The 13833-nt window shown below is 73.8% G+C and carries 14 protein-coding genes; 7 read left to right on the forward strand and 7 right to left on the reverse strand.

From position 1 onward, the window contains the following. Positions 1 to 27: 27 nt before the first annotated feature. Positions 28 to 1101 carry an ABC transporter substrate-binding protein gene (locus tag ACIQD7_RS02225; protein ID WP_402438662.1) on the reverse strand — a complete coding sequence of 358 codons (1074 nt, stop codon included), beginning with the start codon at positions 1099 to 1101 and terminating at the stop codon, positions 28 to 30. Between the two features lie 324 nt (positions 1102 to 1425). Continuing rightward, positions 1426 to 1542, reverse strand: coding sequence for a putative leader peptide (locus tag ACIQD7_RS02230; RefSeq protein WP_343307113.1), 117 nt, complete (start codon positions 1540 to 1542; stop codon positions 1426 to 1428). A gap of 200 nt (positions 1543 to 1742) precedes the next feature. Between ACIQD7_RS02230 and ACIQD7_RS02235 the strand changes: the two genes are divergently transcribed. Together ACIQD7_RS02235 and ACIQD7_RS02240 are read left to right on the forward strand one after the other, a co-directional pair. After that, entirely contained in the window at positions 1743 to 2534 is a 792-nt protein-coding gene (locus ACIQD7_RS02235; protein ID WP_383404670.1) for an IclR family transcriptional regulator, read from the forward strand. Positions 2535 to 2588: 54 nt separating this feature from the next. Further along, positions 2589 to 3254 carry a TetR/AcrR family transcriptional regulator gene (locus tag ACIQD7_RS02240; RefSeq protein WP_402438665.1) on the forward strand — a complete coding sequence of 222 codons (666 nt, stop codon included), beginning with the start codon at positions 2589 to 2591 and terminating at the stop codon, positions 3252 to 3254. 23 nt (positions 3255 to 3277) lie between these two features. Here the strand turns inward: ACIQD7_RS02240 and ACIQD7_RS02245 are convergent, their stop codons facing one another. Further along, a complete protein-coding gene (locus ACIQD7_RS02245) occupies positions 3278 to 4162 on the reverse strand; it encodes an alpha/beta fold hydrolase (RefSeq protein WP_402438667.1) in 885 nt (294 codons plus the stop codon). 512 nt (positions 4163 to 4674) lie between these two features. Here ACIQD7_RS02245 and ACIQD7_RS02250 point away from each other — a divergent pair. Further along, a complete protein-coding gene (locus tag ACIQD7_RS02250) occupies positions 4675 to 4869 on the forward strand; it encodes a hypothetical protein (protein ID WP_202526684.1) in 195 nt (64 codons plus the stop codon). A gap of 84 nt (positions 4870 to 4953) precedes the next feature. Next, complete coding sequence (locus ACIQD7_RS02255) at positions 4954 to 7047, forward strand: MDR family MFS transporter (RefSeq protein ID WP_402438669.1); 2094 nt, start codon at positions 4954 to 4956, stop codon at positions 7045 to 7047. Between the two features lie 7 nt (positions 7048 to 7054). Here the strand turns inward: ACIQD7_RS02255 and ACIQD7_RS02260 are convergent, their stop codons facing one another. Continuing rightward, positions 7055 to 7513, reverse strand: a complete 459-nt coding sequence (locus ACIQD7_RS02260) for a YchJ family protein (RefSeq protein ID WP_402438671.1) — start codon at positions 7511 to 7513, stop codon at positions 7055 to 7057. Positions 7514 to 7601: 88 nt separating this feature from the next. On the opposite strand from ACIQD7_RS02260, the gene ACIQD7_RS02265 reads away from it, so the two are divergent. Both ACIQD7_RS02265 and ACIQD7_RS02270 read left to right on the forward strand, forming a co-directional pair. Further along, positions 7602 to 8945 (forward strand): 6-phospho-beta-glucosidase, encoded by a 1344-nt coding sequence (locus tag ACIQD7_RS02265; protein WP_402438673.1) that lies wholly within the window; start codon positions 7602 to 7604, stop codon positions 8943 to 8945. A gap of 126 nt (positions 8946 to 9071) precedes the next feature. Further along, entirely contained in the window at positions 9072 to 10967 is a 1896-nt protein-coding gene (locus tag ACIQD7_RS02270; RefSeq protein ID WP_402438675.1) for a M64 family metallopeptidase, read from the forward strand. A gap of 77 nt (positions 10968 to 11044) precedes the next feature. On the opposite strand, the gene ACIQD7_RS02275 is transcribed toward ACIQD7_RS02270, so the two are convergent. The 3 genes from ACIQD7_RS02275 to ACIQD7_RS02285 are packed head-to-tail and all read right to left on the reverse strand — an operon-like array spanning position 11045 to position 13049. Next, positions 11045 to 11863 carry an SAM-dependent methyltransferase gene (locus tag ACIQD7_RS02275; RefSeq protein WP_121829730.1) on the reverse strand — a complete coding sequence of 273 codons (819 nt, stop codon included), beginning with the start codon at positions 11861 to 11863 and terminating at the stop codon, positions 11045 to 11047. A 43-nt stretch (positions 11864 to 11906) separates the two neighbouring features. Continuing rightward, a complete protein-coding gene (locus tag ACIQD7_RS02280) occupies positions 11907 to 12173 on the reverse strand; it encodes a DUF397 domain-containing protein (RefSeq protein WP_402438678.1) in 267 nt (88 codons plus the stop codon). Continuing rightward, the gene (locus ACIQD7_RS02285) at positions 12174 to 13049 is read right to left on the reverse strand and encodes a helix-turn-helix transcriptional regulator (protein WP_121829728.1); all 876 of its coding nucleotides are present in this window, start codon (positions 13047 to 13049) and stop codon (positions 12174 to 12176) included. A 263-nt stretch (positions 13050 to 13312) separates the two neighbouring features. On the opposite strand from ACIQD7_RS02285, the gene ACIQD7_RS02290 reads away from it, so the two are divergent. Further along, positions 13313 to 13750, forward strand: coding sequence for an ATP-binding protein (locus tag ACIQD7_RS02290; protein ID WP_402438680.1), 438 nt, complete (start codon positions 13313 to 13315; stop codon positions 13748 to 13750). The last annotated feature ends 83 nt before the right edge of the window (positions 13751 to 13833 follow it).

Genomic DNA, 13833 nt, shown 5'->3' on the forward strand with positions numbered 1-13833 from the left:
TACGAGGTGGGTTCGCGTGTCGCGCGGTTACGGGACCCGCTGCGGGGACGGCCCCGCGTGCGGTTCCGGTGCGACGGTGGAGGTGGAGGTGGCGGAGGCAGCGGAGGAGTCGGCGGCGGCGAGCAGCCGGGCTCGGCGCAGTGGTTCCGGGTCGGCCCAGGCCCGTACGTCCACGGCCCCGGGCAGGAAGCCGTGGGCGCGCAGGGCCTCCTCCTGGCGGGTGAGGAGGTCGAGGCGGGTCTCGGACAGGTCGGGGTGGAGGGTGCGGTGGGTGCCGGGCCGGTAGGCGCCCGCGACCCCCTCCGCGCCCGCGCCGGTCTCGGCGCCGAGGATGCGGGCGACCTCGTCCGGTTCGCCCGCGGCCCAGTCGGCGGCGCGGAGCAGGACGGCGAGGAAGCGGGCCACGAGGTCGGGGTGCTCGTCCAGGAGGTCCTGGTGCACGGTGAGGGGGCGGGGGGTGCCGTTGTTGACGCGGTGCGCGGGGTCGGGCAGCTCGTCGAGCTCGACGGCCACCTCGGCTCCGGCGCGCCGGGCGGCCTCGACGGCGAGGGCGCCCTTCACGTAGACGGCGTCGACCTCGCCCCGGCGCAGGGCGTCCAGTTCGGCGGCCCACTGGCCCTCGTGCCCGTCGGCGGGCACGTCGACGAGGACGGCGTCGGCGAGTCCGTACCCCGCCGAGGCGAGGGCACCCTCGAAGCCGCGCAGGGCCATCGCGCGCCAGAAGTCGATGGGGACGGAGTGGCGGGGCACGGCGAGCCGGAGTCCGCGCAGGGCGGCGGCTCCGCGCACCGGGGAGCCGGGGGCGACGAGGACCGCCTGCCGTTCCTCGATCCAGGTGAGTCCGACGAGCCGGGTGCGCTCGCCCCGCGAACGGGCCCACAGCGCGGGCACGTTGCCGCCCTCGCGGAAGAGGCCGGGGAGGGCGTGGGTGAAGTGGGTGGCGCGGTCGGCGCCGGGTTCGGCGTCCTGGAGCGAGCGGACGGCGATGCCGTCGGCCGCGAACTCCCCGGCCAGCCAGCCCCGGTCGGCGGCGACGCCGGTGGCGGTAGGGACGGGGCAGCGGGTGAACCAGAGCGTGTCGGGAACGCGGGCGTGCGTCATGGAGGGCTTCCCGGGGGTGTGGGTGGGCGGGGGCGCGCCGGGGTGCGGAGGGCGCGTGACGGTTCCGGAGCGGTGACGGCGACGGGGTGCCGTTCCGGCTCGGAAGGTGGGGCGCGCTTTCGGCGGACGTCGACTCGAAGCGTTTTCGGCCACGGACCCGGCGGGCCCCGGGGACTCCAAGTCCCCTGCAGGCCTTACGGACTTACCGGCTCACGGGCTTACGCCGGTGAGCGTCGCCGGACGCGGGCGTCGGAGATGTCGTCGGCGCGTCGCGCCGGAAGCGGCGGCGCCGTCGGCCGTCAGGGGCGGCGGCCGCCGTTCGCGTCAGCGACAGGTGGCTCCGGCGACGCGGGCCAGGTCGATGTGGCGGCGCCGGGTGAGCCCGAGCGGCGCGGGGGAGGCGGCGGGCGCGCTGCGCGCCGTACGGCGTCGGTTCGTCATCGGCCCTGCTCCCTCCCGCTCGTCGCTGTCGCTGTGGTGCGTTGGCCGGAACCTTGCCATGGAAGCGCGACCGCCCACAACACGCCTCCCACCATGTGGGATCGGGTATGAACGGCGTGTTTCCGACCTTGCCGGGCCACTGATTCGGCTCCCGCCATGTGGGAGCGTGGGAGCCCGATCACCCACGGGGAGCGAACCCTATGACGACCGAGGCCGGCATCGTCCGACCCCCGGCGGGCGCCCAGGCGGTCCGCCGCGCACTGGACGTGCTGCACTGTTTCCACGACAACGGGCCCGACCTGAGCGCCTCCGAACTCGCGCGGCGGCTCGGGCTCTCCACCTCGACGGCGCACCGGCTCGCCCGGACGCTGCTCGGCGCGGGCTTCCTCGAACAGGACGCCAGGACGGCCCGCTACCGGCTCGGTCCCGCGATGACGGAGCTGGGCCGCCTCTCGTACCACCAGCGGGGTCTGCACCTGGCGGCGCCCGAGCTGTCCGACCTGGCCGAGCGGACGGGCGCGACGGCCGACCTGGCGCTGCGCAGCGGTCCGCACGTGGTGATCGTGGCGGGCGGTTCGGTGACCCCGAAGGTGGGCCTGCGCAGGCCGCTGCACTCGACGGCGCTCGGGAAGGTGCTCCTGGCCTGGCCGAGGGCGGGCGAGGGCGGACCGCGCTCCCTGCCTCCGCTGTACGCGTTCACCGAGCGGACCATCGTCGAACCGCCTCTGCTCGCGGCCGAGTTGGAGCGCGTACGGGAGGCGGGGTACGCGCTCAACGACGGCGAGTCGGCCCACGGGGTGCGGACCGTGGCCGTGCCGGTCCTGGAGCGGGCGGGCCACGCCCGGTTCGCGCTCGCGCTCCGCGCGACCCCGGAGCTGATCACCGACGAGCGGCTCGACTGGTACCTGGCCCAGGCGCGGGCGACGGCGCGCGCCCTGGAGGTGCTGCTGCTCGCCCCCGGGGAGCGGCGCGGCTTCGAGGAGGGGGCGTAGGGGCGGGGTCGCGACGAGAATCCCGCACGGTCGTGCGTTCAGTACGATGGAGGCATGAGCGGCGGCACGGGCGGTACGGGGACGAAGACGGACGGGCGCGTCGAGCGCGGCAACCAGACCCGGCGGCTCGTGCTCGGCCGGACGATGGACATCGCCTCGGTCGAGGGCCTCGAAGGCCTGTCCCTGGGGCGGATCGCGACCGAGCTGGGCCTGAGCAAGAGCGGCGTCTTCGCCCTCTTCGGCTCCAAGGAGGAGCTCCAGCTCGCCACCGTCAGGGCCGCCGTCTCCGTCTTCTCCCGCCGGGTGGTCGCCCCGCTGCGGGACGTGCCGCCGGGGGCCGTGCGGGTGCGCGACCTGTGCGGGAACTGGCTGGCGTACTCCTCGGAGCGGGTCTTCGAGGGCGGCTGCTTCTTCTACGCGGCCTCCGCCGAGTTCGACGCCCGTACGGGCCCGGTCCACGACGCCGTCGCCCGGGCCCGCCAGGACTGGACCGCGTACGTGGAGGAGAACCTGTCGGCTGCGCGCGCCGCCGGGGAGCTGGTGGCGGACCTGGACGCGGAGCAGCTGGCCTTCGAGGTGATCGCCCTGATGGAGGCGGCCAACGCGCACTCGGTGCTGTTCGACGAGCCCGCGGCGTACGACCGTGCCGAGCGGGGCATCGCGGCGCGGCTGCGCGCCTCGGTCACGGACCGGGGCCGGGAGGCCCTCGCCGCCGCGTAGCCCTCCCTGGCCCCGGCCCGGGGTCAGCCGGCGGCGACCCGTTCCCCGGACGGTTCGGCCGCCGGTGCCGTCACGAACTCCACGGTCGCGGCCACGACATCCGGGTCCTTCAGGATGCGGCGGTGGCCGAGGCCCCGGGTGACGACCAGCCGGGCGCGGTCGCCGTGGGCGCGCACGAGCAGGCGCGACTGGGACGGGGGCGTCATGTCGTCCTCCTCGTCGTGGAAGAGCAGGACGGGCGCGCCGAGCGACTCGGGCTCGTGGTCGCCCTCGAAGCGGTGCCAGACGCCGGGCTCGTCCGGCGCGAGCCGGCGTTCGACGTGGTCGCGGAGGGCCCGGACCACCCGCTCGTCCACGCCGAGGCGCTGCTGGAAGCCCGTGGCGAGGAAGGTGAAGGAGCCGACCGCGCCGAGGCCGACGAAGCGCTTCGCGCGCACGCCGTCCCGCAGGGCGAAGAGGGAGGCGAGGACCCCGAAGGAGTGGGCGACGACGGCGTCGAAGTCGCCGTGCCGGGCGTGCAGCCGCCGGACGATCTCGCGGTACTCGATGATGTTCGACGCCCGGCCCGGGGAGTCTCCGTGGCCGGGCGCGTCGAAGGCGACCGGGCTGTAGCCGCGTGCGAGCAGCGCCTCGGCGAAGGCGCCGAGGCGGGAGGCGCGTGAGGACCAGCCGTGGACGAGCAGGACGGGCCGCCGGCCGTCGCCCCACGCGTAGGTGACGACGTCCTTGCCCCGGACGCGCAGGCGCCCGACGCGGGCGGTGGCCATGATCGCCCGTTCGTCGGGTTTCGGCCGGGCCCGGCCGAGCGGGCGGACGAAGAGGTGGAAGGCGGCACGGCCGGCCGGACCCGGGGCGACGCGGACGGCGGTGTTCAGGAAGGCGCGGACGAGTGGGGCCAGGGGATGCACGGCGGATCTCCTCGGTGACCTGGACGTGAAAAAATGTTAGCACGACCGTTCGTCTTGTTTCATTGGTACGGGACCACGCGGAGACGAAGGCGCGAGCACATACCCCACCCGCTCCGAAAGACTCCGGACCGACGAGTGAGATCCTTCACACCCCACTGGATGTGGATCACCCCCGACACCCCTTTTGTGGATCTTCCGTGTGCCGAACGCGCGGTCGATACGCAGAGAAGGTGCGCAAACCGCCGACGCCTCCCGGCCCCCGCACCTGCGGGAACGCCGTCCGGAAGATCACCCTTCGCGCCCGGTCCGCTCCCCCGGCGTCCGCGCGGCCCGCCGGAGGCGCCCCGGGCCGTCACCGTCCCGCGACGCCTCCGTGTCCGAACCCGGAACGCCGTCCGGTACGTATGGGGGGAGAGACTCTTCCGTACCCTTCCCGGACCCACTAGGACTGACCCGTGATCACCTCGCCCTCGCGCCTCGTCCCCGTTCCGATCCCCGACCGCGTGGCCGCGATGATCGGCGCCTGTCTGCCGCTGCACGTCCTCCAGGCCGAGGTCGACGCGGACTGCGCGGCACGCGAGGTCTACCGGTTCCGGGGGCCGCTCTGCGCGGAGGACCGGGCCGACCGCGAGCACGCCCTCTCCGCGCTCGCGCGGGCCAACAAGATCCTCGCCAAGCACCACCCCGAGCTGCCCGTCACCCCCTGACGGACCCCGGGGGCCCTGACGGGGCGACACCTGTCCGGCCGTCCCCCACATGCGCGGGGGCGGGGCCGGTGTGACGCTGCGAGGGTGACCACGACCAGCGACGCAGCGCCCGCGCCCCCGGCCGCCACCGAACCGCCCGTGCTCGACGGGCGCCGCCGCAACATCGTCTTCGGCACGATCATGCTGGGCGTCCTGCTCGCCGCCCTCGACCAGACGATCGTCGGCACCGCCCTGCCGACGATCGTCTCGGACCTGGGCGGTGCGGCCCACATGTCGTGGGTGGTCACCTCGTACCTGCTGGCCGAGACCGTCGCGACCGTCCTGGTCGGCAAGTTCGGCGACCTCTTCGGCCGCAAGGTGATCTTCCAGATCTCCGCGGTCGTCTTCATCACCGGCTCGTTCCTCTGCGGACTCGCCACCAACATGACGCTGCTGATCGTCTGGCGCGGCCTCCAGGGCATCGGCGCCGGCGGTCTGATGGTCACCTCGATGGCGCTCATCGCGGACGTGATCCCGCTGCGCGAGCGCGGCAAGTACCAGGGCGCGATCGGGGCCGTGTTCGGCGTCTCCACCGTCATCGGCCCGCTCCTCGGCGGTCTGTTCACCGACCACCTCAGCTGGCGCTGGGCCTTCTACGTCAACGTGCCCATCGCGATCCTGGTCGTGGTCGCCGCCGCCCGCACGATCCCCTCCGTCCGCTCGGCGAGCAGACCCGTCATCGACTACGCCGGCATCGCGCTCGTCGCCGTGGGCTCCAGCGCCCTGATCCTGGCCACCAGCTGGGGCGGGAACGAGTACGCCTGGGGCTCCGGCGTCATCATCGGGCTCTTCGCGGGCGGGATCGTCGCCCTGGGCCTGTTCTGCCTGGTGGAGACCCGGGCGGCCGAACCGATGCTGCCCATGCGCCTCTTCGGGAACCCGGTCTTCACGGTCTGCTCCGTGCTGAGCTTCGTGGTCGGCTTCGCCATGCTCGGCGCGATGACCTTCCTGCCGACCTACCTCCAGTACGTCGACGGGGACTCGGCCACCGTCTCCGGCATCCGCACCCTGCCCATGGTCGTCGGCCTGCTCATCGCGTCGATCTTCAGCGGCAACGTGGTCAGCAAGACCGGCCACTACCGGATCTTCCCCATCGTCGGGTGCCTGGTGATGGGCGTGGGCCTCTACCTGCTCTCCCTCATGGAGCCGGACACGAGCACCTGGCTGGCGTCGCTGTACATGTTCGTCCTCGGCACCGGCATCGGCCTGTGCATGCAGGTCCTCACCATCGCCGTGCAGAACACCGTCGACTACGCCGACCTGGGCACCGCCACCTCGGGCGTCACCTTCTTCCGTACGCTCGGCAGCTCCTTCGGCACGGCCGTCTTCGGCACGATCTACGCCAACTCCCTGGAGCCCAACCTGACGGCCGGGGTCGGGGAGGCCTCCGCCGTCGCCGGGGGCCTCGGGCTCGACCCGGCCGCCGTGGCGCGGGCCGCGCAGAGCCCGGCCGGGGTGCACGGCCTGCCGGACGCGGTCGCGGAGCCGATCGTGAACGCCTACGCCGACACCCTCCACACCGTCTTCCTGTGGACCGTGCCCGTCGCCGCCGTCGGCTTCGTCGTCGCGCTCTTCCTCAAGCAGGTGAAGCTGCGGGACTCGGCGCGCGCCTCCGCCCCCGACATGGGCGAGGGCTTCGCCTCCCCCACCACGTCGGGCGACTCGGCGCGGCTCCTCGAACTGTCCGTCGGACGGATCCTGCGCCGCACCGACCTGGACACGGCCCGGCGGATCGTCGACGCGTCCGACACCCGGCTCGACGTGGCGGGCGCGTGGGCGGTGATGCAGGTCGAGCTGTACACCCGGACCGTCGGGCACGCGAGCCTCGGCCTGATCGCGGCCGGCCGGAGGGTGCCGCCCGAGGTGCTCCTGCCCGTCTTCGACCGGATGGTCGAGGAGGGCTTCCTCACCCGCGACGGCAATCTGTTCTCCCACACCCCGGCGGGCCGCCGGGAGGCCGACGTCATCACCCGCGCCTGGGGCACCTGGCTCACCGACCGCGTCGAACGCGAACGCGGCCGCCCCAGCGGCCCCGAACTCCGGGCGGCGACGGACGCCATCGCGAAGAAGATCGTCGCCGAGGACCTGGCGAACGGCCTCCCGCGCTCGGGGTCGCGGGCGGTGGCGGGCGCCCGCTGAGGACGGATTACTCCGTGAAGTCCCCGTCCACGTACACCCACGCCCCCTCGTGCCGGGCGAAGCGGCTGCGCTCGCGCAGGGCCCCCGGTGCGCCGTCATGGACGTAGCGGGCCGTGAAGGCGACCGTGCCGTGCTGGTGGAAGGCCGTGCCCTCGGTGGTGTCCTCGATTTCCAGGCCGGTCCAGCGAAGCCCCGGGTCGAAGTCGACCTCGCCCGGTCGCGTCTCCGGCGCCCAGGTGCGCAGCAGGTAGGACTCGTCGCGGACGACGAAGGCGCTGTAGCGGGAGCGCATCAGGAGTTCGGCGGTGGGCGCCGTGCCGCCCGCGCCCGTGTGGAAGCGGGCGCAGCACGTGCCGTAGGCGACGCCGAGACCGCAGGGGCAGGGCGAGTCCGGGGTGACGGCGGGGGCGGGAGCGGCCGGGGCGGAACGGGGCGCGGTGCGGGGGCGGGTCTTGCGTCGGGACATGGCGCCCATTGTCCCCCGGCCGCCGCCCCACCCGGTCCCGGCCCGTGTGCGAGGGGTCCCGGCAGGGGCGCCCGAGTAGCGTACGGGCATGAAACTGACGATTCTCGGAGGCGGCGGATTCCGGGTGCCGCTGGTGTACGGCGCGCTGCTCGGCGACCACGCCGAGGGGCGGGTCACCCGGGTCACCCTGCACGACCTCGACGCGGGGCGGCTCTCCGCCGTCGCCCGGGTCCTGGCGGACCAGGCCGAGGGGGTGCGGGACGCGCCGGAGGTGACGGCGACGACGGACCTGGACGAGGCGCTGCGCGGGGCGGACTTCGTGTTCTCGGCGATCCGGGTCGGCGGTCTGGAGGGCAGGGCGGCGGACGAGCGGATCGCGCTCGCCGAAGGGGTGCTCGGGCAGGAGACGGTGGGGGCGGGCGGGATCGCGTACGGCCTGCGGACCGTGCCCGTCGCCACCCACATCGCCCGGCGGGTCGCCGCGCTCGCCCCGGACGCCTGGGTCATCAACTTCACCAACCCGGCCGGCCTGGTCACGGAGGCGATGTCCCGGGTCCTCGGCGACCGGGTCGTCGGCATCTGCGACTCCCCCGTGGGCCTGGGCCGCCGGGTCGCCCGGATCCTGGGCGCGGACCCGGACGAGGCCTGGATCGACTACGTGGGCCTCAACCACCTGGGCTGGCTGCGGGGACTGCGGGTCGGCGGCCGGGACGAGCTGCCCCGGCTGCTCGCCGACGAGGAGGCGCTCGGCTCCTTCGAGGAGGGCCGGCTCTTCGGCCCGGAGTGGCTGCGCTCGCTCGGCGCGATTCCCAACGAGTACCTGCACTACTACTACTTCAACCGGGAGGCCGTGCACGCCTACCGGACCGCCGGGCGGACCCGGGGCGCGTACCTGCGCGACCAGCAGGGCGCCTTCTACGAGGAGATGGGCAAGCCGGACACCTCTGCCCTGGCCGCCTGGCGCCGTACGCTCGCGGACCGGGAGGCCACCTACATGGCGGCCAACCGGGAAGCCGCCGGGGTCGGGGAGCGCGACGAGGAAGACCTGGAGTCGGGCGGCTACGAGAAGGTGGCGCTCGCCCTCATGCGGGCGGTCGCGCGCGACGAGCGGACGACGCTGATCCTCGACGTGCGCAACGGCACGACGCTCTCCGTGCTCGACGCGGACGCGGTGATCGAGGTGCCCTGCCTGGTCGACGCGAACGGCGCCCGGCCGGTGGCGGTGGCCCCGCTGCCGTACCACGCCGTCGGTCTGGTGACGGCCGTGAAGGCGGTGGAGCGGGAGGTGCTCGCGGCGGCGGAGAGCGGGTCGCGGGAGACGGCCGTCAAGGCCTTCGCGCTGCACCCGCTGGTGGACTCGGTCGCGGTGGCCCGCCGGCTCGTGGAGGCGTACGCGGCGGAGCACCCGGGGCTCGCGTACCTGCGGCGCTGAGCCGGCCGCGCCGGGCCGTCGGTGCCGGGCCGTCGGTACCGCGCCACCGTCGCCTCCGTACGGCCGGACGATACGGCCGACGGACGTCTTCCACCGGGGCGGGGGCGCGGCCTAGGCTCGCGCCCCATGACCTTACGGAGCAAGGGAGTCCGGCGGGGCGCGGCCCGGCTCGTCGCGGCCTGTCTGCTGGCCGCCGGCCTGACGGGAACGGGGCCGGCCGCGGCGGAGACGGCGCCCTCGGGCGGGGAGCCGGTCGTCGTCCCCGTCCAGACCACCGGGCCGGCCGACCGGCGGTTCAACCTGGTGTTCCTGGGCGACGGCTACACCGCCGAGGAGATGCCGGAGTTCCGGGCGGACCTCGAACGGCACCTGAACACCCTGTGGAGCATCGAGCCCTTCGCCTCCTACCGCTCGTACGTCAACGTGTGGGCGGTGGAGGCCCCTTCGGCGCAGTCCGGGGTGGACTGCGACCCGGGGCTCGACGCGCCCGCCCGGGACACCGTGCTCGACATGGGCTTCTGGGGCGGCTGCGATCCGGGCAGCGTGCGGCGGCTGCTGACCGTCGACGGCCGGAAGGCGGCCGCGCTCGCGGACCTCGTCCCGGGCACGAGCGGCGCCGATCGGCAGGTCGTCGCCCTCGCCCACAGCTCCACCTACGGCGGCGCGGGCGGCGGCTACGCGACCGCGTCCGGCGGCAACGCGCTCTCCGCCCTGATCACCCCGCACGAGATCGGGCACTCGCTCGGCGGTCTCCAGGACGAGTACGACTACTACGCGCGCGGGGTGCCGGGCGGCGCGTACTCCGGCCCCGAACCGGACTCCGCCCACCACACGCTCCTGACCGAGCGGCAGATGCGGGAGCGGAAGGCCAAGTGGTGGCGCTGGCTGGGCGAGGAGAGCGAGTCCGGCGGGATCATCGGGCGCCACGAGGGCGGCCTGTACAGCACGGAGGGGGTCTGGCGGCCGAGCCGGCACTCCCTGATGAAGACCCTCGGCTACGCCTTCGACCAGGTGGAGCGCGAGGTGATGGTCCGGGCGATCTCGGCGAAGGTGGACCTGGTCCAGGGCCATACGCCGAACGCGGCACCGATCGGGGCGGACCGGTCGGCGTGGGTGGACGTCCTGCACCCGGTGGGCGGTGAACTCGCCGTCACCTGGCGGCTCGACGGGCGGGTCCTGGACACGCGCGGCGCCCGCACCGTCGACCTGCGGAAGCTCCGGCTCTCCCCCGGCCCGCACGCGCTGACGGCGACGGTCACCGATCCGACGCCGTTCGTCCGCGACCCGGCGGTCCGCGCCTCCGAGGCGCTCACCCGGACCGTCCGCTGGACGGTGGACCCCTCGCTGACCACCGCGCGGGAGCCGTTCCGGGCCGCGTTCACCGGGCGCACCCCGACCGGCTCGCCCGTCGGTGCCCGGAGCGTCGTGCACGCGGACACCACCCACGCGGTGGACGGCACCCCGGCCGTGCGCTGGCACCTCGACGGGCGACCCGTCGCGACGGGCGACCGCAACGACCGCGACCTGGACCTGGGCGCGCTGCGGATCGCCCCGGGGACCCACACGCTGACGGCCCGGCTCGCGGGCACGGGGCGGGAGTTGCGCTGGACGGTCGACGCCCGCCCGGCCACGGCCGCCTACGAGCTGTCGGAGCCGCTGCGGACGGTGCGGCGGCCTGGGCGGCCGGTGGAGTACGTGTACGACGGGGCGTTCACGATGCGGCTGACCGCGCGGGACGACCGGGAGGGCGCGGTGGTGAGCCAGTTCCGGGTCGACGGCGACGGCTGGTACACGTACTACGGCTGGCCGACGGACGCGGACGCGCCGTTCCGCTTCTCGCCGGGCGGCACGGAGATCGACGGCCTCGTGTACGGGAAGCTGGGCCGGAGCCGGGCGGTGCCGTGGGACGACGCGACCCCGGACCTCGGCACCCACACCGTCGAGTACCGCACGGTCGACGCGGCCGGGAACACGGGGCCGGCGCGGAGCTTCCTGGTGACGCTGGTGCCGCCGGAGGGCTGAGACGGGTCGGCCCCGTGGACCGGGAGGGTCCACGGGGCCGCCGTTCGCGCCGTTCTTGCTGTTCGTACGGGGTGGGGTCAGGGCTTGCGGGCCACGGCGGCCCAGCCCGGGATGGGCTCGTCGCCCGGGACCGGGACGGGCTCGCCCAGCTCCGGGTGCCATTCGGCGGTGAGCGAGACGCCCGGCTCGACGAACTCCAGGCCGTCGAAGAACGCGGCCAGCTCGTCGCGCGAGCGGGGCCGCAGGGTCAGCCCGCGCGCCTTGTACAGGGCGGCCGCCTGCGCCGCTCCCTCGGGGTTGAAGTCCCCGGTGACGTGGGAGAGGACCAGGTAGCTGCCCGGCGCGAGCTTGTCGACGAGCTTGGAGACCAGCTCGTACGCCCCGTCCTCGTCCCCGACGAAGTGCAGCAGGGCGAGCATCGACAGCGCGATGGGCCGGTCGAAGTCAAGGACCTTTCCGGCCCTTTCGAGGATGACCTCGGGCTCGCGGGCGTCCGCCTGGATGTACTCGGTGGCCCCTTCGGGGGTCGAGCGCAGCAGGGCGGCCGCGTGCGCGAGCACGATCGGGTCGTTGTCGCAGTAGACGATGCGGGACTCCGGCGCGGCCTCCTGCGCGATCTGGTGCAGGTTGGGCTCGGTCGGGATGCCGGTGCCGACGTCCAGGTACTGGCGGACGCCGTGGGCGCTGAGCCAGCGGATGGCGCGGTGCATGAAGGCCCGGTTGACGCGGGCCATGTCCCGGCCCCGGGCGTCGACGGTGAGCAGCTGACGGGCCATCGCCTCGTCGACCGGGTAGTTGTCCTTGCCGCCCAGGAACCAGTCGTACATGCGCGCCGGGTGCGGCTTGCTGGTGTCGATGCGTATCTCGGTCCGCGGGGCTGCGGGGTCCTGGGTCATCGGCTCTCCTGGTCGGGATGAACGGGTGGCGCTACGGCAAGAGTTACGCGACGGTAGGGGCGGGACGGAAGGGCTGGGCGAGCAGAAAGTCGGCCTGACCGGATTTCGCTCCCCGGATGAAGGCTTCGATCTCCCCGTGGGTGTAGATGAGCGCGGGTCCTTCAGGGTCTGCGGACTGTCGCACGGCGACCCTGCCGTCGGCCAGCTTCATGGCCTCCACGCAGTTGCCCCCGTTCCCGCCGCTCCAGGGCTTGTGCCAACCCTCGGCACCCAGCTCCGCGGCGGGCATCCCGTTGTATATGCGATCCATTCACAGCTCCTTGCGGAGATTCCGGAGAATCTCCTTCGTGCGTTGTGCAGTCGCGGCCTGAGCCGCCATGCGGTCCATGACCTCCAGGTGGGATGCCACCTCGGGACGCGCGTCGAGATAGACCGCGCCGGTCAGGTACTCGCTGTAGACCATGTCCGGGAGTTCGGGCATGGCGAAGCGGAAGAGGACGAACGGTCCGTAGGTGCCGGGGTGGTGGCCGGACGCGAACTCCGCGATCTGCAGGGTGACGTTCGGCAGCTCGGACGCTTCGAGCAGCCGGTCGAGCTGGTCGCGCATCACTTCGGGCCCGTCGCCGACCGGCCGGCGGAACACCGTCTCGTCCATGATCACCCAGAACTTGGGGGCGTCCTCCCTGAGCAGCAGGGACTGGCGCTCCATCCGCAGGGCTACATGCCGCTCGGCGTCCTCTTCCCTGGCGGCGTCGCTGCCGCCTCCGACCGCCCCGCTGCGCAGAATGGCACGGGCGTACTCCGCGGTCTGGAGCAGACCGGGAACGAACTGGGGCTCGTACGCCCGGATGAGGCTCGCGGCCCCCTCCAGGCTGACGTACATGGAGAACCAGCCGGGCAGCACGTCGTGGAACCGCTGCCACCAGCCGGGGAGGTTGGCCTCCTCCGCGAGGGCGACGAAGCCCTCGGCCTCGGAGTCCGTGATCCCGTACTCCTTGAGCAGGAGCTGGACGTACGGGATCTTCAGCGCGACCTCGGCGGTCTCCATCCGCCGGACGGTGGCCGGGGCCACCCGGAGGATCTTGGCGGCCTCTTCCCGCTTCATGCCGGCCCGCTCGCGCAGGTCCTGCAACCGCTTTCCGAGGACGACCTGTCCCACCGTGGGGGCGGACCGCGGCTCGCTCACTCCCAGACCTCCCCGACGCGCTGTTTTCGACGAGTGTGCCACGAAGCCGGTCCAGAGAGAACACGGCACTCTGCAATTTTCAGAGTGCCACTTGCCAAGTGTCCGACTCAGGAGGACAGTGTTCCGGTGAACCAGTACACGCTGCCGTCGTGCGCCTCCGCGCCCCGGCGCGGCGCCGTACGGCAAGTCCTGCCCACTGTTGTGAGGAACCGGTCGTGGCTTCTGGTAACGCGCAGCCTTCAGGTCTCATGAGTCCCCGCGTCATGGCCCAGCGCCCACAGCCCCAGACCGATACCGGCGCCGTGCGGCGCTTCGCCTTCGAGCTCCCGGCCCTCACCGCGTCGGTCGCACGGGCCCGCCGCCTCGCGGAGGAACGGCTCATCATCTGGGGCTGCGGCCCGGACATACGCGACGCCGTCTCCCTGATCGTGTCGGAGCTGGTCACCAACGCCGTCGTGCACACCGCGAGCGGCCGTTTCGTGTGCGAGCTGCGCGAGGGCGAGGAGAAGCTGCGGATAGCGGTGCGGGACGAGGGCGGCCCGGCGGGGCCGCGGATCCGCGACTGCGGCGAGGACGAGCGCGGCCGCGGGCTGATCATCGTCGACGCGCTGTGCAGCGCCTGGGGCGCCGAGCGCACCGGCCACGGCACGTCGCAGACCGTCTGGGCCGAGCTGGCCCACGGCACGGGGGAAGCGTGCTGAGGTCGATGGCGACCCGCATCATGGTGCCGCGGGCCCGTCGCCACTCCGGGCTCGGCCTGACCCCGGCCGCCGGGCGCCCCCTG

The organism is Streptomyces sp. NPDC093071, assembly GCF_044754545.1.
Classification (GTDB): Bacteria; Actinomycetota; Actinomycetes; order Streptomycetales; family Streptomycetaceae; genus Streptomyces.

Coding starts and splice junctions, on each gene's coding strand:
- ACIQD7_RS02225 (WP_402438662.1), bottom strand. CDS start 1,101: ATGACGCACGCCCGCGTTCCCGACACGCTCTGGTTCACCCGCTGCCCC.
- ACIQD7_RS02230 (WP_343307113.1), bottom strand. CDS start 1,542: ATGACGAACCGACGCCGTACGGCGCGCAGCGCGCCCGCCGCCTCCCCC.
- ACIQD7_RS02235 (WP_383404670.1), top strand. CDS start 1,743: ATGACGACCGAGGCCGGCATCGTCCGACCCCCGGCGGGCGCCCAGGCG.
- ACIQD7_RS02240 (WP_402438665.1), top strand. CDS start 2,589: ATGAGCGGCGGCACGGGCGGTACGGGGACGAAGACGGACGGGCGCGTC.
- ACIQD7_RS02250 (WP_202526684.1), top strand. CDS start 4,675: ATGATCGGCGCCTGTCTGCCGCTGCACGTCCTCCAGGCCGAGGTCGAC.
- ACIQD7_RS02260 (WP_402438671.1), bottom strand. CDS start 7,513: ATGTCCCGACGCAAGACCCGCCCCCGCACCGCGCCCCGTTCCGCCCCG.
- ACIQD7_RS02265 (WP_402438673.1), top strand. CDS start 7,602: ATGAAACTGACGATTCTCGGAGGCGGCGGATTCCGGGTGCCGCTGGTG.
- ACIQD7_RS02270 (WP_402438675.1), top strand. CDS start 9,072: ATGACCTTACGGAGCAAGGGAGTCCGGCGGGGCGCGGCCCGGCTCGTC.
- ACIQD7_RS02275 (WP_121829730.1), bottom strand. CDS start 11,863: ATGACCCAGGACCCCGCAGCCCCGCGGACCGAGATACGCATCGACACC.
- ACIQD7_RS02280 (WP_402438678.1), bottom strand. CDS start 12,173: ATGGATCGCATATACAACGGGATGCCCGCCGCGGAGCTGGGTGCCGAG.
- ACIQD7_RS02290 (WP_402438680.1), top strand. CDS start 13,313: ATGGCCCAGCGCCCACAGCCCCAGACCGATACCGGCGCCGTGCGGCGC.